This window comes from Sphingobacterium sp. CZ-2 (assembly GCF_004526235.1).
In the GTDB taxonomy this organism is placed as follows: Bacteria; Bacteroidota; Bacteroidia; order Sphingobacteriales; family Sphingobacteriaceae; genus Sphingobacterium; species Sphingobacterium tenebrionis.
Genome location: NZ_CP038159.1, coordinates 1638893 through 1660361 on the forward strand (window position 1 = coordinate 1638893; position 21469 = coordinate 1660361).

The window sequence follows — 21469 nt, forward strand, 5'->3', positions numbered from 1 at the left end:
TAATAAAAAGTAGATGAAGCATATACTAAAAATTTCTATTTTTCTGACCATCTTAATTTGCAATTTCTCGCATGCCCAAATCCTTGGTGGTAATCCCATAAACGTCAATGACCCCGATGAAATTGACTATAATAACCCTAAGAATTATGTCATTGGAGGAGTGACTGTTACAGGAGCACAATACTTAGAGAGCGATGTATTGATTACCATTTCCAAATTGGTCGTAGGTAATTACATCGAGGTACCTTCTGAGCAGACAGCTAATGTGATCAAGGATCTGATGGATCAGAACCTATTCGAGGATGTTCAGTTATATGCTACAAAAATACAGGACGAGACGATCTTTTTGGAAATCCGAGTAAAGGAACGCCCAAGATTGACCCGTGTGGATATTGAAGGTTTGAGCAAGACCCAAACGGAAGAAGTTCGTAAGCGTTTGAATACTACGGCTGGCCGAATTGTCAATGAAAACCTATTATTGACCACCCGTACGACCATCGAGAAATTCTTGAGGGAGAAATCCTATCTATATCCGGAAATTACGATCAAGACCGCAAAAGATACAACCCAACCGAACAATGAAATTGTTATGGTGGATATCGAAAGAAACAAGAAAATCAAAGTTCATCATGTGAATTTTGAAGGCAATGAAGAATTTACGGATAAGCAGCTTCAAAAATACCTTAAAGGTGTTAAACCAAGAATGTGGTACCGTGTATTTGGTCCTGGTAAATTCAAGGAAGATAAATACGAAGAAGCGAAAGAAAAACTGATCGCTAAGATGCAGGATAAAGGATACCGTGATGCAGAAATCATCAGGGATTCCGTATACCGTTATGACAACAATGAAGTTGGAATCGATATTGATCTTTACGAAGGTCCTCGTTACTATGTGGGTAACATCAGCTGGTCCGGAAACGCGAAGTTCAAGGATTCCATTCTGAACATCTTTTTAGGTATTCAGAAAAGCGATATCTACAGTGAGGAAAAATTGAACTCGAAGTTGATGGGTCCTACCCGTAACTCGGATGATATTGCGGCAATCTATCAGAACGATGGTTACCTGACATTCAACATCCAACCGATCATCAAAAGAATCTATAACGATACGATCGACCTGGAGATCCAAATGTCTGAAGGTAAACAGTACACGATCAACAACGTGATCTTGAAAGGTAATGATGTAACGAACGACCGCGTGGTTCTACGTTCGATCTACACCAAACCAGGTCAGAAATATTCAAGGGAATTATTGGTAAGAAGTGTTCGTGAGATCTCCCAATTGGGGATGTTTGATGAGCAGAAAGTTCAACCTGCCCCTATCAACCTGAACTTTGAAGAAGGAACAACAGACATCGAATTCTCGGTTGCAGAGAAGCCTTCAGATCAGGTGGAACTATCCGGTGGTTATGGTGCAGGACAGGTAATCGGTACCTTAGGTCTTACCTTCAATAACTTCTCGACGTCTAACTTATTTAAGAAAGATGCTTGGAAACCACTTCCTCGTGGAGATGGTCAGAAATTAAGTATCCGTGGACAGACTTCCGGAAAGCGTTATCAGTCGTATAGCTTCTCCTTCTCGGAGCCATGGTTAGGTGGTAAGAAACCTATCTATTTCGGATTGAGTGCTTACATTTCGAATTCACAACAACAATATTACAATTGGCAAACGCAGCGTTACGAAGGCTATGCGAACAACCCTAAAATTCAAATGCACGGGGTTACAGCGACCTTAGGTAAGCGTCTTCAATGGCCAGACAACTACTTCCAGATCAATAGCTCCCTATCTTACCAACGTTATTATTTGGAAAACTATAGAGGTTATTTCATCTTCTCAGACGGTGAAGCATACAACATCAACTTTACCCAAGAGATTAGTCGTAACTCTGTTGATGCACCGATCTACCCTACTTCTGGTTCACACCTGAAGTTCAGCGTACAATTGACGCCTCCATATTCCTTGATGAACAACATCAACTATGCAACCGCTCCAGATAATGAAAAATACAAATGGACGGAATACCATAAATGGAAATTCGATTCGCAATGGTACACGAAAATCGTAGGTAAATTGGTGTTGAAAACCCAAGCACAATTTGGTTACCTAGGTACTTACGGTGATGAAACACCTACCTCTCCATTTGAGCGTTTCAAATTAGGGGGTGATGGTATGCAAGGTTTCGACTTCTTGCAAGGTTCTGAGATCATCGCGATGCGTGGTTATGCCAATGGATATATTATCCCAGCTTCTACCGGATCAAACATGCAATATACGGCGGCAAGCTCAGGTAGCCCGATCTATGCGAAATACCAGATCGAACTTCGTCACCCAATCTTGTTGAATGATCAGGCAACGGTATTTGCGTTGGCATTTGCTGAAGCAGGTAATACCTGGAACAAATTCTCTGAAGTGAATCCATTCAAGGTTCGTCGTTCAGTGGGTGTTGGAGCACGTATCTTCCTACCGATCTTCGGTATGTTGGGTATTGACTACGGTCATGCGATGGATCCTATCCCTGGATTGCCTTCGAGCCAGTGGAAACAGAACTTCACGTTCAGTATCATCCAGAACATGGGCGGATTTTAGTAATTAAACTTTTTATAATTTTAATTGTCTTAAAAAGTAGAATTAAAAAAATATTGATATGTCAATGAAAAAAATTATAACTACGGCCTTGATGCTAACCATGATGGTGGGCATCTCCTTTGCACAAAAAATTGCTTATGTAGATTCGGAGTATATCATGAAACATATTCCTGAAGTTGCAAGCGCACAGAAGAAAGTGGATGCCTTGTCCCAACAATGGCAACAAGAAGTGGATAAACAATACGAAGAGATTGAGCGCATGTACCAGGCTTATCAGAACGACCAACAGAAGTTGAACGCAGATATGCGCAGACGTCGTGAAGATGAGATTGTGAACAAAGAGAAAGCGGTTAAAGAATTACAACGCAGTAAATTCGGATTCGATGGCGAGATCGTTAAACAACGTGAAACCTTGATGAAACCTATCCAAGATAGGGTTTCTAAAGCCATTCAGGATATCGCTACTGCACAGCAATTGGATTTCATTTTAGACCGTCGTAGCGAGGTATCTTTCCTTTACGCGAACCCTAAAATGGATAAAAGCAATGAGGTAATCGTTAAATTGGGGTTAAAACCTAATCCAAGTTTAGCCAACTAACGATTTTTTTATTATTTTGCGCATCTAAAAAAATTAACAAATATAAAAAACAGAAAAAACTTATATAATTATAAGACTAACAGAATGAGCATGAAAAATTTATTGAAAAGTGTAGTATTAGCATCAGGACTTATTTTTGCAGCAAACGCAGCAAGCGCACAGCAAAAAGTTGGTCATATCAATTCTAGAACAGTTATGGAATCTACTACAGATTTCAAGAATGCGCAGACACAAATCCAAAGCCTTGGTGCTACCAAAGACAAAGAACTACAAGATATGTTTACCTTGTATCAAGCTAAACAAAAAGATCTTAATGATAAAGCGAGAAACAGAAGCGAAGCTAACAAGGAAACAGTTGATGTGGAATTGAACAAGATCGCTACGGAGATGCGCGAAATGGAAGGAAAGATCCAAGAAAGCCAACAACAAGCTGAAAAAGATATGGAAGCTAAACAGGCTGAATTGTTCGCTCCTATCCAAACAAAGATCATGACCGCTATCAACGCAGTAGCGAAAGAAAAAGGATATGCTTATATCCTGGATCTAGCATCTGGTTCAGTGGTTTATTCAGCAGGTGGTGATGACCTTACAGCTGATGTTCAAGCTAAATTAGGTGTAACTGCAGCTGCAGCTCCAAAGAAATAATTAAAAATCTATAAAGATTATAAAAGCCTCCCTAGGGAGGCTTTTTTTATTTATCTTATCCCATTAAGACAATTATTTTTAATCGGTCTAAATAATTTATTATGCCTGCATAGTATCTAAGGATTGATTATATTTGTTTTACCTAATTTGTAAACTATGATCGGTCAATTGATTTTTGGCGTACTTCTGATCGCAGGCATCATCCTGTTCTATAAAAACGCCAGTAAAATATATCGCAATATTCGTTTAGGAAAATCCCTCGATCGCAGCGATCGTCCTTCGGAACGATTGAAGGTGATGTTGCTGGTGGCTTTCGGACAGAAGAAAATGTTCAAGAAGCCCATCCCAGCAATCCTTCACCTGTTTGTCTATGTAGGGTTCTGTATCATCAACATTGAGATGTTGGAGATCGTGATCGATGGCCTTTTCGGTACCCATCGCGTACTTTCCTTTATGGGTGGTTTTTACGATTTCCTGATCTTTTCCTTTGAGATCTTAGCCTTCCTGGTATTGATGGGCTGTGTGGTATTTGCCGTGCGCAGGAATATCCTTAAATTGAAGCGTTTGAATCAATCTGAATTAGACAATTGGCCGAAAACAGATGCCAACCTGATCCTGACCGCGGAGATCCTTTTGATGGCTGCCTTCTTACTTATGAATGCCGCAGATTATAAACTTCAGCAATTGGGTGCTGCCCATTATCATGCTGTCGGATCCTTTCCGATCTCCCAATATATTGCGTCTTGGCTTCCCGATCAGGTGAGTACATTGATTGGGATCGAACGCGGAGCATGGTGGTTCCACATCATCGGCGTTTTGGCCTTTTTGAATTACTTACCGATCTCAAAACATTTACATATTATACTGGCCTTCCCGAACACCTATTTCTCCAACCTGGAGCCTAAAGGCAAGTTTGAGAACATGCCTTCAGTTACGGCAGAGGTTCAAGTGATGTTGGATCCTTCCTTACCCCCACCCACCGGAGAACCAACCCGTTTTGGGGTGAAGGATGTACAGGACCTTACCTGGAAGAATCTGTTGGATGCCTATACCTGTACCGAATGTGGGCGATGTACCGCTGCTTGTCCGGCCAATATGACCGGGAAGTTACTATCCCCAAGAAAAATCATGATGGATACCCGCGATCGCTTAACGGATGTGGGCTTGAACATTGATAAAAACGGAGAGTTTGTAGATGATGGGAAATCGCTATTGGATACACACATCAGCAGAGAGGAGATATGGGCTTGTACAAGCTGTAATGCATGTGTGGAGCAATGCCCGGTCAACATCAACCCTTTAGAGATCATCATTGGTCTTCGTCAATATGCGGTGATGGAAGAATCGCAGGCACCAGCAAGTGTGAACAACATGTTCTCCAACCTGGAAAACAACGGTGCACCTTGGAAATATGCACAGGCAGATCGTGCAAATTGGGCAAATCAATAAAAAAGAAAAAACATGGAAAACGAACTTCATATACCAACAGTAGCCGAGTTATTAGCAAAAGGAGAAAGCCCAGACCTATTGTTTTGGGTGGGATGTGCCGGTAGTTTTGATGAACGTGCGCAGCGCATCACCAAAGACATCTGCAAGATCCTTCAACATGTAGGGATCAAATATGCCATCCTAGGCACGGAAGAAAGCTGTACGGGAGATCCGGCAAAACGGGCAGGAAATGAATTCCTGTTCCAGATGCAGGCGATGATGAATATCCAGGTATTGGATGGTTATGAAATCAAAAAGATCGTGACCGCCTGCCCACATTGTTTCAATACCATAAAAAATGAATACCCGAGCTTAGGCGGCCACTATGAAGTGATCCACCACACCCAATTGATCCAATCGTTGATCGATGAAGGGAAATTGAAACCTGCCGATGGAAATGAATTCAAGGGCAAGCGAATCACTTACCATGACCCTTGTTATCTAGGCAGGGCAAATGATGTCTATGAGGCACCAAGGAAAGCCTTGGAGGTTTTGGATGCCGACCTGGTGGAACTTAAACGCTGTAAATCCAATGGTTTATGCTGTGGAGCTGGTGGTGCTCAGATGTTCAAAGAACCTGAAAAGGGCAATAAGGATGTGAATGTAGAGCGTATTGAGGATGTGATCGAAAGCAAGGCCTCCATTGTTGCCGCAGCTTGTCCTTTCTGTATGACGATGTTGAGGGATGGGGTGAAAGTAAAAGACAAGGAACAGGAAATCCAGGTACTGGATATCGCAGAGATTACCGTAAAGGCAAATAAAATTTAAACAAGAATAAGAGGAATTTTAAGGGGTGCCCAGGAGCAGATTCGAACTGCCACGCCCATTCAGGCGCCACCCCCTCAAGATGGTGCGTCTACCAATTTCGCCACCTGGGCATTTCACATCGCAAAAATAATCTTTATTTTGATATTTGCAACGAATTTTGATTAAGCCTTCTTCAGATTTTTATTGATCAGGGTCTGGATGATTCCATCCGCCAATCCGATCCTAGGCGCCATAATATTCTTCAGATGCCCCACCTTCATGATCGTTAAAAAGATCTCCGAAGCCGGGATAATCACGTCTGCCCTATCCTGTTTCAATTCAAGTACATTGATCCTATCTTTCAAAGAATACGAACTCAGATAAACATACATGGCTTTCAATTTGGCGTAGGAAATAGGCTTATCCGCCTTTTCATTCGCCATCCTCGAAAGTTTATTGATATTACCTCCAGAACCAATCCCGTAGATGTTCTTATAACTCTTGGTGATATTCTTCACCCATAACTTCATGTCGTCCCAGGTTTCCGGTTCATCCTGGTTATCCAGGATACGTATAGTACCTAAATTGAAGGAACGGGATGCCACTAGATCACCATTGGCAAAAAGCGAAATCTCGGTACTACCACCACCCACATCGATATAAAGATAAACCTTGTTCTTATCCATGTTGGTTTGGTTGTGCACATTGTATATGATTTGGGCTTCCACTGAACCATCGATGATCTCAATATCGATACCCACCTTTTTACAGGCCTCAACAACGTCCTTGCCATTATCCGCATCGCGCATCGCAGAAGTCGCACAGGCCATATAATCACTGACCTTGTACACATCCATCAGATTACGGAATGCCGACATGGTTTTCACCATGTTCTCAAATTTTCCTTCAGAAATGTGTTTATTGATGAATGCATCATCACCCAATCGTAATGGCACTCGTAGAAGTGTGTTCTTGTTAAATATGATTTCGTTTTCTCTTTCAATTATATCGGCAATCAGCAAACGAACAGCGTTTGAACCGATATCAATAGCGGCGTATCTCACAGTGTGTATTTGAAAAGTTTAACAATATTAAAAATCTTAGATTAAATTAATATTAATATAATATTAAATAGCCGATTATTTCGTCGGTTCTAAGATTTCTAATTGCCAGATAATCTGTTCTTTGCTCACAAAATAGGGAGCATCCTCGCGTATGGTGGCATAAACCGCATCAAAAACAGCCATATAATCACCTTTTACAGGCGCTATAAGCTGTCTTTCCATCACATCATCCCGAAGGGCAATACTCAGTACACCTTCATTACCTAAGGGCTCTAATCCGAAGCTTGCATGGTCAGGCATCAACCCTTCCAGGAGTTGGGCCTCCTGCACATCCGTTCTATATTTCACATAGCTCCCTTTTGTGCCATGTAGCACGAAGGCGGCTTGGGGGTCGGCGACCAATAGGCTGGTCGTGATGAAAACATTTACGCCAGAGCCATAGTTCAGCATCAGATGGGCATAATCGTCCACCACACTATTTGCCCTATAGGTTCCCTTTAATTTGCTCATGGATTTTGGCTTACCGAACAGCGATATGGCCTGATCCAACAGATGCGATCCCAGATCGTAAAGAATCCCCGAGGCAGCTCTTTTGGTTTCTTTGAACAACTTCACGCCGATCTGCGATTTATAGCGATCGAAACGGAGATGCAGCTCGATAGGCTTTCCTACCAGACCGGATTCCACGATGTTCTTGAGCGTAAGGAAATCGCTATCAAATCGTCTATTATGAAATGGAAGGATGTGTTTTCCCTGTTCTTCCGCCAATTTATATAATTTGGCTGCTTCTTGGGAGGTTGGTGCGAATGGTTTCTCGATCAATACGTGCTTACCGGCCAGGAGTGCCTGCTCCGCATAGGATACATGCGTATCATTTGGCGTATTGATGATGACCAATTCGATCTCCGGATTATCCAATAATTCCTGAACGGAATCATAACTGATGACATCGGGATATTTCTCTTGGGCTGATTTAAGGCTGCGTTCTACGATTGCCCTAAATTCAAAGTTGGGATTGACAGCTATAAATGGCGCATGGAATACCCTTCCGGACATTCCATACGACAATATACCTGTAACGATCTGTTTTTTAACCATTAAACTGTTTTTTGCTTAGTGATGCGCGTGGGCATCTTCTTTACCACCTACAGCAGTAAACAACTGAGCAACAGCTTCTGTTTTTGATTGAGCGAAATCTCTTAATTCTTTGTTGGTATTGCGAGACAATCTTCTCAATTGTTCCTTCACCAAGCCTACTTGATGTTGAACATGGTGTAAATACGCTTCATCCGTATAAGCAGCATGGCTAGGAGCCGTATGCATTACTGGTGCTGGGGCTGTTGCTGCGACTGCGGTAGAATCAGCGGTAGAATCTGTAGCAGTGGTTACGCTATGTGCTGCATGATCAGCTTCTGTGGCATATTTCTCTTGTCCTAAAATAGGGAAATCTACATGGAATTTTGTTGCCAAAGAGTCCATTTGAGGAAGCATCTCTGTAAAGAATTGGGATACTTTGCTCGCTGCATCTTTCGCTTGTGCATTTCCAACCGTACCAACATGTTTCGCATAGTCTACCTCATACGGCGCAATCGCTCCAACGGATCTGAAAAATGCATATGCATCCCCATCTACCAATGTCGTATGCGTGTATTTAAGTTGATTTTCGCTTGCAGTATCAAATACGCAAGAAGATAAAGTTGTACTTGCTAAAACTGCCGCAACAAATAATGTATTTAATTTCATCGCTTTATATTTTTTAAAACACACAAAAATATAAAAATATCCCTATTAATGCCTATTTCTGTTTAATTCATATTCAATCTACGCTAAATTTCTTCCTGCATTCACCACACCATAAATGGTTCTGCCGATTAATTTGCGGTAGATTTCTGCCCTTTCTTCCTTAACCTGCTGCTTATCAAGCAATCGGATAGCGTAATGCTGGATAATCAATAAAGGAAGGATAATCTTCTCCCTTTCCAAAATAGAAGCCCGCTCTACCGGATAATTCTCCATAAGCTCTTTCATTCCTGTTAATTTTAGCAGATAGGTTTTGGTCAGATCGAATTCTTCTTTCAGCATCGTCCAAAATCCACCAAACTGAGGGTCATCCTTCATGTAAGCGGTGATGTGGAAATTCGATTTGGTCATCGACATCATGCAATTATCGATCACGGTATTGAACATACCGGAAGTTTCATACAGGTTCTTGACATAGGACCAGAGGTTATTGTCCTCTGCCCATTGCAGAGCCGTCCCTACCCCGAAAAATCCAGGAATATTTTGTTTCAGTTGACTCCAGGAAGTCACGAAGCTGATCGCCCTAAGATCTTCCAACCGCAATTCCCGATCGGAATTCCGCTTTACCGGCCTACTGGAAATATTGATCGAAGACAAAGCCTTCAATGGACTCAAGGTTTCCAGGTATTGTAGGAACTGTGGATGATGGCGCAAGGTCAAGAACTTCTGATGACTTTCTGCGGCCATCTGATCGATCACATCCTTTTGTTTTGGTGTCAGGGTATCCCCCACCTTTTGTTGCAGATCTGAAACCAGACCAGCCTGTATCAATTGTTCGATATTGTATCTTGCCGAATCCAAAGAACCATATTGGCTACTGATGGTCTGCCCCTGAATGGTTACCTGAATATGGTTATTCTCGATCTCTTTGCCCATCGAAGCATAGAAGCGTTGGGTTTTACCACCGCCACGTGCCGGTGGTCCACCGCGACCATCAAAGAACACCAAATCCACATCGTATTCACGAGAAATGGCGGTCAATTCGATCTTGGCTTTATAGATAGACCAGTTGGCCATCAAATAGCCCCCATCCTTCGTACTGTCCGAAAACCCCAACATGATGGTCTGCTTATTCCCTCTTTTCTTCAGATGGGCAGCATAAGCTGGATTTGAGTAAAGCCTACGCATCACATCCGCGGCATGTTTCAAATCATCAACCGTTTCGAACAAAGGCACAAAATCCATGGTCAGATCCCCTTTCTTCCATCCCTGCCATAAAAACAGCTGCATCAATCCTAAGATATCCGAGGCTTGCTGGCAATTACTGATGATAAACCGCTGAACTGCACGCTCACTACCCGATTTTTGGATATCCTTGATCAAGCGGATAACACGCAGGGTATCCTGAACCAAGGGATCTTCTGCTGTTTCCAGATCCAGGTCCGCTTCAGAAAGCGTAATCTGTTTTTCTTTTTCCTCCTCCGAATCGACAACCTCAGATAAAGGGATTCCGGTTTCGGATGGATAGGTCTCCAACAACCAATTAAAGGTATTTCTCAGAATACTGCTATCCTGACGGATATCCAAGGTGGTGAAATAACAGCCAAAGGTCTGTACCTTACGTTTTAAATCTTCCACGATTTCAACAAAAAGTCCATCGTGGTCTTCGCGAAGAACACGGATGATATTTTCGAGGTTATCCAATATTTTATCGGTTTCATCCACCGGTTTATCAACGGGGTTGAAACTGTTCTCATAGAATAATTCCTGTAGGTTTTCCATGTAGGATTCTACTCCACGGAAGGTGATGCGTCTTTTTACGACCCTAAAATCCCGGTAATAACACCTGAAAAGAATGGTCCTCAACAGGTTAGCCACCTTTTTGGTACTCTCCCAAGTCACATTCGGATTTCCGTCACGATCGCCTCCTGGCCAGAAGCCTAGCTCGATCAAGTGATCTAATTCCTTCGTAGAAAGTTCAAGTTCATCATCAATTCTTGCCTGAATATCAGAAGCAACCTTATAGAATACATTTTCCAGGTACCAAGCTAAACTGATGGCTTCATCCACAGGGGTAGGCTTTTGTTTATTGATGAATGGAGTCTTTCCCAACTGCTGTAACAACAGGTGTATTTTAGGAATATCATTCTTTTTTAGAACCTCGATCAAGTCATTGATGATGGATAGCACCGGTCCAGGATAAAATTGGGTCGGATGCGCCGTCAAAACCAACCGTACCGACATTTCCTTCAACCGCTCCACAATCTGTTTACGCGTTTGCGGATTGGATTGGGCAGCACCAAAAATAGTATCCAATCCTCCCGTTTCATCGCTTTTCCCTACGGCCTTAAATGCCGAATCCTCCACCGCATCAAATAAAACCACCTGTCTTTCGATATACTGGACAATGCGGAACAATAGATCCAATCGATCATCTTCCCGCACATACTGCTCATACTGCCCGAAGAAACTATCGATGATGGTCTCGGGTGTCTGATGTTGTTCTACACCCTGCTCACAATGGGTATTGAAAAAAGGTAATATGGTTCCCGTATGTCGAACACGTTGGAATGGAAGCGTAAGAAACAGACTCTTGAATAAATCGAACCGCGTTAGGACTTCATTCTGAAAAGCTGCTTTTTTCTGACTTAATCTCATAGTTTAAAATAAGTATCTTGTTTATTCCCAAACGATAGGATAATAATTAAAACAAATATATGATTTTTATATATTTTTAAGGTACTAATTGTATTTTTTACACTAACTAAATAATTTTATTATGATTTTATCAATAAAATTGGTTTTAATGCTTTAAAATGCCCATTTTTAAGAAAAATAACCTTTAATCCTTTACCTTAGTAAACAAGCCTTGCGTATCTTTGTGTGACAAGCCATGATAAAAACAAAAGAGATCAGTAACTTTTTCTACAGCCAATACTTTGCAGATGGACTTCGAATCACCATTGGCTGCATCGTTCCGGTCATCATTTGCGCCCTTTTAGGGCAGTTCATGCTAGGCACTTACATCTCTTTAGGCGCTTTATTGGTGGGGCTTTCTGATACACCTGGGGCGCCCAGCCATCGCAGAACAGGGATGATTGCCAGTTTTATCGTCTGCTTGATCACCCAATTCCTGACGGTCTTGGTCAATAGCAATATCTGGCTCATGACAGGCCTCATTGCCATTCTTTGTTTTCTCTATTCCATGTTCGCCGTTTTCAATGCCCGGGCCGCTACCGTGGGTTCCATGGGGGTATTGATCATGCTGATCTACATCGATGATGTCAAGAACATCACCGAGGAGCTGGAATTTCTGCTTTACTTCATCATCGGTGGCCTATGGTATATGCTGATCAGCTTTTCCATGACGCAGGTTCGCCCCTATCGGCTTGCTCAACAGGAATTATCGGAATCCATCCGGCATGTAGGTGATTTTATTCGACTGCGAGCTAACTTTTACGACCCTAAAACCGACTTCGACGAGAATTACCGCAAACTGATCGATAAACAGGTGGAAGTTCATGAGCACCAGGAAAACGTTCGAGATCTTCTTTTCCAAAGCAAGCGATCGATAAAGGATACTACCAAAATTGGTCGATTCCTGACCTTGACTTTTAATGATATTGTAGACCTCTTCGAACTGTCCATGACCACCCATTATGATTATGAACAGATCCGGAAGTCGTATTCCGAAACGGGCATCCTGAAGGAATTCAGGCTTTTATTGATCAAGGTTGCCAATGAACTCGATCATCTGGCCTATCAACTCAACGCCAATAAAGCGCCAAAAGCAAAATACAGCTTTGCCAATGATTTTGATCGGATCTTATATAAAATAGACCAGTTGGATAAAAAGGAACAGGTCAATACCATTCCTTTAAAAAAGATCCTGATCAGTATCCGTAACATTACGGCGTTCATCCAGAATATTTACAATTACAGCATTATCAGGCCTAACAATGTCCATAAACAGGAGATTGAAGAAGCCAATAAATTCATACAGACGGAGCATATTGATTGGAAGAAATTTAAGAGTAACCTTTCCCTGAACTCTTCCATCTTTAGGCATGCCCTACGGATGGGCATTGTCATGTCCCTCACTTACCTGATCCTTAACCTGAACTTCTTCAACATCGGACAGATGGGCAGCTTCTGGGTTCTTTTGACCATCATGGTGATCTTAAAGCCCGGTTTTGGATTGACCAAGGAAAGGAATGTGCAACGATTGATGGGAACCGTGATCGGCGGTATTATCGGTGCTATCATCCTCATGACCATACATTCAGAGATCATACGGTTCATCCTCTTGATCTTTTTCTTCCTGACAGCCTATAGCCTATTCCGGGTAAATTACATTATGGCGGTACTCTTCATGACCCCTTATGTGATGATCATGCTGAGCTTCACCGGTGTCAACACCTTTGTGATGGCCAAAGAACGGATATTTGACACATTTCTAGGCGGGATGATCGCCTTTATTTCGAGTTATATCATCTTTCCCAATTGGGAAAGTTTCCAGATCAAAACGAACATGCGGCAGTTATTGATCGCCAATTACAATTATCTTGCCCAGGCGGTCCGTATCCTTTCGGGGGAGACCATCGGCGTGACCGATTATAAACTCGCTCGAAAACAGGTTTACATCTCCTCTGCCAATATGGGGTCCACCTTCCAACGCATGCTTTCCGAGCCTAAATGGCGGCAGAAAAGCACGAAGGATGTCAACAGATTCGTCATCCTCAACCATATTTTATCTTCTTACGGGGCAACCTTGCTGATCCAATTGACGGAAGCAACGGATACGAATTATACAAAGGAACATTTGACCATTCTCAAAAGAATCCTGAACCATATCCAAAAATCCATTGAAACCCTGCATGTAGAGCAGGAGGAAGAATTTACTCCTGTACGCGATTTTCCGGAGCTGACAGATGACACGCTTGATCCGGAAGAATCTAAATTAATTACCGAGCAATTACAGTTCTTAAATAAAATTTCCTCAGATTTATATAAATCTACGGTGGATGTAATGGAAAAGGAATCCGTCATTCAACTTGAAAAACTGGAAACAAAAAATGGATAATATATATGATGTCCTCATTATTGGGGCAGGACCGATTGGAATTGCCTGTGGTATAGAAGCAAAGAAAAACAAGCTCAAGCATATCATTCTTGAAAAAGGCTGTCTGGTCAATTCCCTGTACAATTATCCCATCAATATGTCCTTTTTCTCTACTTCCGAGAGGTTAGAAATCGGAGATACCCCATTTGTTACCACGAATCCTAAACCAAAGCGTGCCGAAGCACTGGAATATTACCGTCGGGTGGAGCGAAAATTCGACCTGAACTGCAAGCTATTTGAAGAGGTTTTAAGTGTAAGGAAGGTAGACCACGTTTTTCATGTCAATAGTAGCAAAGGGAATTACCAAGCCAAAAATGTGGTTATTGCCACCGGTTTTTATGACATCCCCATTTACCTGAATGTACCGGGAGAAGAACTGGAGAAGGTACGCCATTATTACGATGACCCTCATTATTATGCCAACCAGAAGGTTGTTGTCGTTGGAGCAAGCAATTCTTCCATCGATGCCGCCCTGGAGACCTTCCGTAAAGGAGCAGAGGTAACCTTGGTGGTAAGGGGGCCCGAAATCAGCCCGAGGGTAAAATATTGGGTAAGGCCCGATATCGAAAACCGCATTGCTTTTGGCGAAGTGAAAGCCTATTTCAATTCCAATATAACCGCTATCACCGAAGAAGAAGTCGAGATTGAAACCCCTGAAGGAAAGATCATATTGGAAAACGATTTTGTGTTAGCACTGACAGGATATAGACCCAACTTTAATTTTCTGTTGAAACTAGGCATTGAAGTGCCGGAAATTGCACCCTGCATCCCGGTCCATAATCCGGAAACGATGGAAACCAATGTCAAAGGGATGTACTTGGCAGGGGTGGTTTGTGGAGGATTGAATACCCACCTTTGGTTTATCGAAAACTCAAGAATTCATGCCAGCTTGATCATGAAGGCTATTTGCGAAGGCCATCAATAAATATCTTGGAAAGTTTTCGTTGCAGATCCAGAATGTAATCGAACTCTTCCTTTGTTGGTGGAAAAAACAGGTTCTTGAATTCTTTCAGGATGCCTAACCGCATGCCCAACATGGAAATCAATAAGATCCTGGCGGTCGTCATCATATCATCGATAGGTTTTAGCTCCCCATTCTCCACTCCCATTTCCAGGATGGACCTTACCTGTTCAATCTCGCGTTCAAACATCGCCGGCATGGCACATTCTAGATCAGGCGGCATATCATTGCGTAGGGAATAGGTAAATTCAAACACGTTATAATTCTCTTTGATGATATGCAAACGGGTTTCTAGAAATGCATCGATGGCGTGTTGGACGGTTTTTGCTGACTTGATCTTAGCGGTGCTTATTTCCAATAATTCATCAATCGTAGCTTCCATTACGGCAGCAAACAAACTGTTCTTATCCGGAAAATAATAATATAATAATGCTTTGGAGAAAGACAGGTCCTGCGCGATCTCTGCCATCGTTGTTTTGGCAAGACCATAATGAGCAAACCGCTTCTTTGCAGCCTCTAAAATCTTTGTCCTTTTTGCATCCGCACTCTTCGCCATTAGCAATTTAAATTAGTTATTGATTTAGGCTTTGCCTATATTTACGTCTTAAACTAAAGTTAACTAAATTTTTCGAACTTTTAATAGATTCGGTCAAAAAATGAAAAACGAGATCCAGCAAAACACCTCCTTAAAGCAGTTTAATACGTTTGGGATAGAAGCATTAGCCGAACAATACATCAAGGTGGAAGATGAACTTACCCTGACCAGCCTTTATGAGGCCGGACACTTCAATCAACCTTTCTTTGTATTAGGTGGCGGATCCAATGTGTTGTTCACCAAGAATTATGAAGGACTTATTGTACATATGTGCAATAAAGGAAAGCAACATTTCATTCAGAATGATAAGGTATTCGTTACGGCCGAAGCTGGAGAAGTTTGGAACGATCTGGTCTGGTACTGCATCGAACATGATTTTCCAGGTATGGAAAACATGGCGCTCATTCCGGGAACAGTAGGAGCCTCTCCTATTCAGAACATTGGAGCCTATGGACAGGAGCTCATGCATATCTTTTATTCCTGCCGAGCATTCGATACGCAAACCGGAGAATTCCGGACCTTCAATAATGCAGAATGCGAATTCTCGTACCGCGACAGCATTTTCAAGAAGGAATTTAAAGGCAGATTCATTATCTGTAGTGTAACCTACGAATTAGCTTTGTTCGGAACGATCAATACCAGTTATGGGGCGATTGAGGCCGAATTAAATAATAGAGGGATTACTTCCCCAACCATAAAGGATGTGGCCGAGGTGGTATCCTATATACGCGTCGAAAAACTTCCGGATCCTTCTACTGTAGGAAACGCGGGAAGTTTTTTCAAAAACCCCATCATCCCAACCGCACAATTTGAAGAATTGAGAAAACAATTTCCAACGATCGTACATTATCCTATTAATGAGGACGCCGAGAAGTTGGCAGCAGGCTGGTTAATAGAGGAATGTGGCTGGAAAGGAAAACGTGTTGGTGAAGTGCAAGTGTGGAAAAATCAGGCTTTGGTGATCACGAACTGTGGGCAAGCCACTGGAAATGAGATATTCCAAATATCGTCTACTATTGTGGACGATGTACTGAACAGGTTTGGTGTGAGATTGGAACGTGAAGTCAACCTCTTATAAAAGTTTTCCACATTTTCTGTAATTACATATTTTTTTATTAAAATTCAACAAATCTATCCTGAGCGCCCTCAAACCTCGATTATCGTAAAACAAGCGATTTCCTAAAACGAAATTTCCCTCCCTAAATCCTCAACATTTCCACACTTTCTGGAATTTCTCGCACAACTATTGCAATAACCCTTACAGCTAAACGATACGAACATACTCGTTTAGTTACAGGAATTCCTGTCAAATCGCATCATTTAACTATATAAACTACTAATCGTATGAACAAGCTCGATTTTAACACACTTGTCGTCCAACATTCCGAATCGCTAAGAAGTTACGCAAGAAACTTTACTAGAGATGCTGAGGATGCAAACGATTTAGTGCAAGATACGCTACTAAAAGCCGTAACGTATTTTAAGAACTTTAGAGACGGAACTAATCTACGTGGATGGTTGTACACTATTATGAAGAACACATTCATCAACAATTACCGTCGTGTCGTAAAAACGAACTCTTTTATCACGAAAGAAGAGGAAATCTCTCAAACCAACCTGGTAGTATCTGCGACCAAGAACAAAGGCGAAAACAAATTTGTAATGGAGGACATCAATTACGCCTTATCTAAATTATCAGATGAATATTATATCCCTTTTACCATGTATTTCGAAGGATATAAATACCATGAAATTTCAGATCATCTAAAAATCCCTATTGGTACTGTGAAGACCAGGATCCATGTGGCTAGAAAATCAATGAAGAAATCCTTGGCAGCGTATAACGTTGAAATGGATTAAAGAAATATACAAACCTTGAAGACAAAAAAATCCTCTATATTTTTTATAGAGGATTTTTTTTGGCCGTTTAGGAATGGCCGTTATTTCTTGGTACAGCTAATTATTCGCTGATCTCAAATTTTGATAGCTGAACGAATTGTTGAATACGGTCTGAAATCTCTTGTTTAGTCAGGTTCTGCAAACGTTCCGTACCAAATTTCTCTACACAGAAAGAGGCCAATGCCGAACCAAAGATGATCGCATTTTTCATGTTCGTGAAGTTCACGGATTGTAGTTTTGCCAAATAGCCAATAAAGCCACCGGCAAACGAATCACCTGCACCTGTAGGATCAAACACATCAGCTAATGGAAGAGCTGGTGCTGAAAACACCTGACCTTCTCCAAATAAAAGCGCACCGTGTTCGCCTTTTTTAATGATCAGGTATTTTGGTCCCATCTGCAAAATTTTATCCGCAGCCTTTACCAACGAATATTCTCCAGCCAATTGTCTTGCTTCAGCATCATTGATCGTCAATACATCCACCTTCTGAAGAACTTCTTTAAGACCATCCATGGCCACGTCCATCCAAAAGTTCATCGTATCCAGAACCACCAATTTAGGTTTGTTCTCTAAACGCTCTAAGGTCGCTAGCTGTACAGATGGAGTAAGGTTTCCCAATAATAGGTATTCGCAATCTTGGTAAGAAGAAGGTACTTTAGGATCAAAATCGGCCAATACATTCAATTCCGTGATCAGGGTATCCCTGCTGTTCATATCATTGTGGTACTTTCCGGACCAGAAGAATGATTTTCCTCCTGGAATGATCTCTACCCCTTCTACATCGATCCCTTTGGAGGTCATGATGCTCAAGTTCTCCTCGCCGAAGTCCTCTCCGATTACCGAAACCAATTTCACGTTTGGATAAAGGTAAGAAGCAGCCAATCCTGCGAATGTAGCAGCTCCACCAACAATTTTATCTGTTTTTCCAAATGGCGTTTCTATAGCATCAAAAGCCACGGTACCAACAATAACTAAACTCATGTACAAAATCTTTAAATAAAAAAAATGCCGGCATCGAGGCCGGCTTACTTTGTTTTTCTGCTCCTGAAGCTGGGCTCGAACCAGCGACCCTCTGATTAACAGTCAGATGCTCTAACCAACTGAGCTATTCAGGAATCTTTCTAATGACCCGCTGTCATCTTCAAAGTGGTACAAAAATAGAATTTTAGATTTTAATTCGCAAATTTTTTGTAAAACATTTTTTGATTCTCGCGTCATTGCGAGGAGGTACGACGAAGCAATCTTTAAAGTTTGTAGCAATCTTTACCTGTATTATCCATTTTCTTCGGATGGCATGCAACCTAGAGATTCAAAATATGTTTGAATTTGGGCTATAATCGTGGTCTAAGCAAGCTTAAAGCAGGGTCAAACTAAGGCTACTTCAAGTAAAGCATACATTTTACATACTTTCACTATCCTTTCACTATCCTTTTTCACCGACGCGAAAATAAAAAAAGGCTATCTCGCGATAGCCTTTTTTGCTCCTGAAGCTGGGCTCGAACCAGCGACCCTCTGATTAACAGTCAGATGCTCTAACCAACTGAGCTATTCAGGAATTTCCCGTCCCTTTCGTTTTGGTGATGCAATTATCGGAAGATATACCGACAAGTGCAAATATTTTTATGCGTTTTTTCGCAAGTTATTCAGAACCAATCAGAATAATTTTAAATCCGCTCCAATGAATTAAAAGAGCACATCTTTCAACACCAAGGTAGCAAAGGTAAAATAGATGATCAAACCTGTTACATCGACAATAGTGGATACAAATGGTGCGGATGAACTTGCCGGATCCGCTCCCAGCCTACGCAAAATAAAAGGAAGCATGGAACCGATAACCGAACCCCAAAGCACCACAGCCACCAGCGAAAGACTGATCGCAATAGCAATCAGATACCAGATATCACCATAGGATTGCCTAAAGGCTTCCTCCATCCCGATCCGCATAAATCCAAGCGCACCAAGAATCACCCCTAAAAGCAAACCGGAGAGCAATTCTCTTTTCATGACCATCCACCAGTCCCGAAGGGTCACCTCTCCCATCGCCATCGCCTGGATGATCAGGGTCGAGGCCTGTGAACCGGAGTTACCCCCACTGGACATGATCACCGGCATCAAGAGGATCAATACAGGCACGAATTTGCTTTCGTAATACCCTAACACCACGGCGGTCAACAACTGCCCTAGGAAGAGCACAATAAGCCAGCCTGCGCGTTTCTTTACCAAGTGGAAGATAGATACATCCAAGTAAGGCTCATCAAGGGCTTCAGTACCCCCGATACGTTGCATATCTTCCGTATACTCTTCATTGGCTACCCAAAGGATATCATCGATCGTGATGATCCCTAGCATGATGTCCTTATCATCTACGACAGGCAATGCCACGCGGTTGTTCATCCGGAAGATGGTCACCGCCTCTTCGGCCGGATCGTAGGCATGCAGGGAAATCAACCGATTATCGATCAGATCCGCAACAATGGTATCTTCTTCGGCAACCAGCACATCCTTGATCCGAATATCGTCTATCAACTTTCCTTCCGAATCGATGACATAAAGCACATCGATCGTCTCGGATGCCGATCCATATCGACGGATATGGTCAAGTACCCGCGGCATGGTCCAATGCTCCTTGACCGTGATGTAATCCGGGGTCATCAAACGACCAACCGAATCTTCTGGATACCCCAATAAAGACAAGGCTTCCTTACGCTCCTCCGGAGTCAATAGAATGATCAGGCGTTTCACCACATCACCAGACAACTCACTAAAAAAGGAAGTCCGGTCATCGGGTGGCAATTCGTTAAGAAGTTCTCTGATTTTAAAATTTGGTAATTTCTTGAAAATCCGTTCTTGGGTTGGGAAGTCCAAAATCCGGAATACGTTTACCGCACGTTTGATACTTAAGATCTCGAGGAACAATGGACCGTGCTCTGGGAGCTCATCGATCAGCTCCTCCACATCTGAAATGTTCAGTTCATTCAAATAATCTGCAAGCTCGGCTCTATCACCATGTTCAATAAGTTGTTCGACATGCGAAACAAGCATTGCTAATTCTTCCATACGCCTCCTCTATTTATATGATCCTACATTGGTGCCTAAAAATTCTTTTGTGCAAAAGTCGTTTTTTTAAATTGAAAAACAACATCTTTCACAATAAAAAAACGAAGCCTAAAAATCCGTTAAATCAAAAATAGATAAGACCCATTTTTGAAGGGATATTTGAATCAGATTATAAAAATGAAAAAATATGGCGATTTATCTATTATTTATGTTCTTAAACAAATTTAACTGATAAAGAAATATATCAGTTAAATTTAGCTATATAAATATTCGAAAAAAGCTTCATAAAACAGGGTTGACAGTTAACGAAGAACAATATTACTTCTTTACATTATTTATATTCTTTAAAGTTAATTAATCCTGTTATCAGTTTGTATAGAAAATCATTTCAATACCTTAATATCTGATGGAAAATAGAACAATAAAAAAAGAAACAATAGGCGGAAAATTGCACCACTTATAGCTTGAATAAATGAAGCAAAAATAACCGATCCCACTTAAAATAGAAACCCGAAAAACCATCAAATAAAACCACTTTCAACTCACCTTTATTTGATGTTCATTGGAAAGGCAAATGGATGAGTATACATGAATCAAATGTTATACTTATAGATTATATTTATTCAATACTGCAGCATAATCATATTAATATTACAGAACACCAAATTACCCCCTAATAGTCTTTGAAATATTCAAGCCTTTATCATCCACAAAAAAAACGATCCAAAACCCTCCCAAAAAAATCTTGTGCTAAAGGAGATAAAAATGAAGAAGAAAAAAAAGAAAGCTTTCATTCCAAAACTAATTAAGAAAAGTTCACTCGACAAAATCTAAAATCACCCAGAATAAATAGTCCATCCTAAAAATCACAATGCCAAAAGTGCGGCAAAAAAAACGAAAGAAAATCCCGAACTGACCTCGGAAAACAAGCAATAAGATAAACGTTGAAATTTTAAAGCCAGCAC

General features: G+C 41.5%; 16 protein-coding genes and 3 tRNA genes. 9 read left to right on the top strand and 10 right to left on the bottom strand.

The window, feature by feature from the left end; translation table 11 throughout:
• Window positions 1-13: 13 nt before the first annotated feature.
• From bamA to E3D81_RS07405, 5 genes are all read left to right on the top strand, one after another.
• Entirely contained in the window at window positions 14-2587 is a 2574-nt protein-coding gene (bamA, locus tag E3D81_RS07385) for an outer membrane protein assembly factor BamA (protein ID WP_134776983.1), read from the top strand.
• A 64-nt stretch (window positions 2588-2651) separates the two neighbouring features.
• Window positions 2652-3185, top strand: a complete 534-nt coding sequence (locus E3D81_RS07390) for an OmpH family outer membrane protein (RefSeq protein WP_099365344.1) — start codon at window positions 2652-2654, stop codon at window positions 3183-3185.
• Between the two features lie 90 nt (window positions 3186-3275).
• A complete protein-coding gene (locus E3D81_RS07395) occupies window positions 3276-3830 on the top strand; it encodes an OmpH family outer membrane protein (protein WP_099365276.1) in 555 nt (184 codons plus the stop codon).
• A 156-nt stretch (window positions 3831-3986) separates the two neighbouring features.
• Window positions 3987-5279, top strand: a complete 1293-nt coding sequence (locus E3D81_RS07400; protein ID WP_134776984.1) for a (Fe-S)-binding protein — start codon at window positions 3987-3989, stop codon at window positions 5277-5279.
• 12 nt (window positions 5280-5291) lie between these two features.
• A complete protein-coding gene (locus E3D81_RS07405; protein ID WP_134776985.1) occupies window positions 5292-6086 on the top strand; it encodes a (Fe-S)-binding protein in 795 nt (264 codons plus the stop codon).
• A gap of 26 nt (window positions 6087-6112) precedes the next feature.
• Here E3D81_RS07405 and E3D81_RS07410 read toward each other — a convergent pair.
• The 5 genes from E3D81_RS07410 to E3D81_RS07430 all read right to left on the bottom strand — a co-directional run bounded on the left by E3D81_RS07410 (window position 6113) and on the right by E3D81_RS07430 (window position 11527).
• Window positions 6113-6196, bottom strand: a tRNA-Leu gene (locus tag E3D81_RS07410).
• 51 nt (window positions 6197-6247) lie between these two features.
• Window positions 6248-7129 (bottom strand): exopolyphosphatase, encoded by an 882-nt coding sequence (locus tag E3D81_RS07415; protein ID WP_099365273.1) that lies wholly within the window; start codon window positions 7127-7129, stop codon window positions 6248-6250.
• A 75-nt stretch (window positions 7130-7204) separates the two neighbouring features.
• Entirely contained in the window at window positions 7205-8227 is a 1023-nt protein-coding gene (locus tag E3D81_RS07420; RefSeq protein ID WP_134776986.1) for a Gfo/Idh/MocA family oxidoreductase, read from the bottom strand.
• Between the two features lie 15 nt (window positions 8228-8242).
• On the bottom strand, window positions 8243-8872 hold the full coding sequence (locus E3D81_RS07425) for a hypothetical protein (RefSeq protein ID WP_099365271.1): 630 nt from the start codon (window positions 8870-8872) through the stop codon (window positions 8243-8245).
• Window positions 8873-8950: 78 nt separating this feature from the next.
• On the bottom strand, window positions 8951-11527 hold the full coding sequence (locus tag E3D81_RS07430) for a phosphoenolpyruvate carboxylase (RefSeq protein WP_134776987.1): 2577 nt from the start codon (window positions 11525-11527) through the stop codon (window positions 8951-8953).
• Window positions 11528-11762: 235 nt separating this feature from the next.
• On the opposite strand from E3D81_RS07430, the gene E3D81_RS07435 reads away from it, so the two are divergent.
• On the top strand, window positions 11763-13952 hold the full coding sequence (locus E3D81_RS07435; protein WP_099365269.1) for an FUSC family protein: 2190 nt from the start codon (window positions 11763-11765) through the stop codon (window positions 13950-13952).
• Window positions 13945-14916 (top strand): YpdA family putative bacillithiol disulfide reductase, encoded by a 972-nt coding sequence (locus E3D81_RS07440; RefSeq protein ID WP_134776988.1) that lies wholly within the window; start codon window positions 13945-13947, stop codon window positions 14914-14916. Before E3D81_RS07435 ends, E3D81_RS07440 begins: the two co-directional genes overlap by 8 nt.
• Here E3D81_RS07440 and E3D81_RS07445 read toward each other — a convergent pair.
• On the bottom strand, window positions 14894-15508 hold the full coding sequence (locus tag E3D81_RS07445; RefSeq protein ID WP_134776989.1) for a TetR/AcrR family transcriptional regulator: 615 nt from the start codon (window positions 15506-15508) through the stop codon (window positions 14894-14896). The genes E3D81_RS07440 and E3D81_RS07445 overlap by 23 nt on opposite strands.
• Window positions 15509-15608: 100 nt before the next feature.
• Here E3D81_RS07445 and murB point away from each other — a divergent pair, with 100 nt between their 5' ends.
• On the top strand, window positions 15609-16625 hold the full coding sequence (gene murB / locus E3D81_RS07450; protein WP_099365266.1) for a UDP-N-acetylmuramate dehydrogenase: 1017 nt from the start codon (window positions 15609-15611) through the stop codon (window positions 16623-16625).
• A gap of 266 nt (window positions 16626-16891) precedes the next feature.
• Entirely contained in the window at window positions 16892-17407 is a 516-nt protein-coding gene (locus E3D81_RS07455) for an RNA polymerase sigma factor (RefSeq protein WP_099365265.1), read from the top strand.
• A gap of 100 nt (window positions 17408-17507) precedes the next feature.
• Here E3D81_RS07455 and E3D81_RS07460 read toward each other — a convergent pair whose 3' ends face one another.
• The 4 genes from E3D81_RS07460 to mgtE all read right to left on the bottom strand — a co-directional run bounded on the left by E3D81_RS07460 (window position 17508) and on the right by mgtE (window position 20504).
• On the bottom strand, window positions 17508-18428 hold the full coding sequence (locus E3D81_RS07460; RefSeq protein ID WP_134776990.1) for a PfkB family carbohydrate kinase: 921 nt from the start codon (window positions 18426-18428) through the stop codon (window positions 17508-17510).
• A gap of 60 nt (window positions 18429-18488) precedes the next feature.
• Window positions 18489-18562 (bottom strand) — tRNA-Asn (locus tag E3D81_RS07465).
• Between the two features lie 366 nt (window positions 18563-18928).
• Window positions 18929-19002, bottom strand: a tRNA-Asn gene (locus E3D81_RS07470).
• Window positions 19003-19130: 128 nt separating this feature from the next.
• Window positions 19131-20504, bottom strand: coding sequence for a magnesium transporter (gene mgtE / locus E3D81_RS07475; protein ID WP_099367986.1), 1374 nt, complete (start codon window positions 20502-20504; stop codon window positions 19131-19133).
• Window positions 20505-21469 lie beyond the last annotated feature (965 nt).

Bases quoted from the DNA above. Each gene is read 5' to 3' on its own strand.
- bamA (WP_134776983.1), top strand. From the start codon at position 14: ATGAAGCATATACTAAAAATTTCTATTTTTCTGACCATCTTAATTTGC.
- E3D81_RS07390 (WP_099365344.1), top strand. From the start codon at position 2,652: ATGAAAAAAATTATAACTACGGCCTTGATGCTAACCATGATGGTGGGC.
- E3D81_RS07395 (WP_099365276.1), top strand. From the start codon at position 3,276: ATGAAAAATTTATTGAAAAGTGTAGTATTAGCATCAGGACTTATTTTT.
- E3D81_RS07400 (WP_134776984.1), top strand. From the start codon at position 3,987: ATGATCGGTCAATTGATTTTTGGCGTACTTCTGATCGCAGGCATCATC.
- E3D81_RS07405 (WP_134776985.1), top strand. From the start codon at position 5,292: ATGGAAAACGAACTTCATATACCAACAGTAGCCGAGTTATTAGCAAAA.
- E3D81_RS07420 (WP_134776986.1), bottom strand. From the start codon at position 8,227: ATGGTTAAAAAACAGATCGTTACAGGTATATTGTCGTATGGAATGTCC.
- E3D81_RS07425 (WP_099365271.1), bottom strand. From the start codon at position 8,872: ATGAAATTAAATACATTATTTGTTGCGGCAGTTTTAGCAAGTACAACT.
- E3D81_RS07430 (WP_134776987.1), bottom strand. From the start codon at position 11,527: ATGAGATTAAGTCAGAAAAAAGCAGCTTTTCAGAATGAAGTCCTAACG.
- E3D81_RS07435 (WP_099365269.1), top strand. From the start codon at position 11,763: ATGATAAAAACAAAAGAGATCAGTAACTTTTTCTACAGCCAATACTTT.
- E3D81_RS07440 (WP_134776988.1), top strand. From the start codon at position 13,945: ATGGATAATATATATGATGTCCTCATTATTGGGGCAGGACCGATTGGA.
- E3D81_RS07445 (WP_134776989.1), bottom strand. From the start codon at position 15,508: ATGGCGAAGAGTGCGGATGCAAAAAGGACAAAGATTTTAGAGGCTGCA.
- murB (WP_099365266.1), top strand. From the start codon at position 15,609: ATGAAAAACGAGATCCAGCAAAACACCTCCTTAAAGCAGTTTAATACG.
- E3D81_RS07455 (WP_099365265.1), top strand. From the start codon at position 16,892: ATGAACAAGCTCGATTTTAACACACTTGTCGTCCAACATTCCGAATCG.
- E3D81_RS07460 (WP_134776990.1), bottom strand. From the start codon at position 18,428: ATGAGTTTAGTTATTGTTGGTACCGTGGCTTTTGATGCTATAGAAACG.
- mgtE (WP_099367986.1), bottom strand. From the start codon at position 20,504: ATGGAAGAATTAGCAATGCTTGTTTCGCATGTCGAACAACTTATTGAA.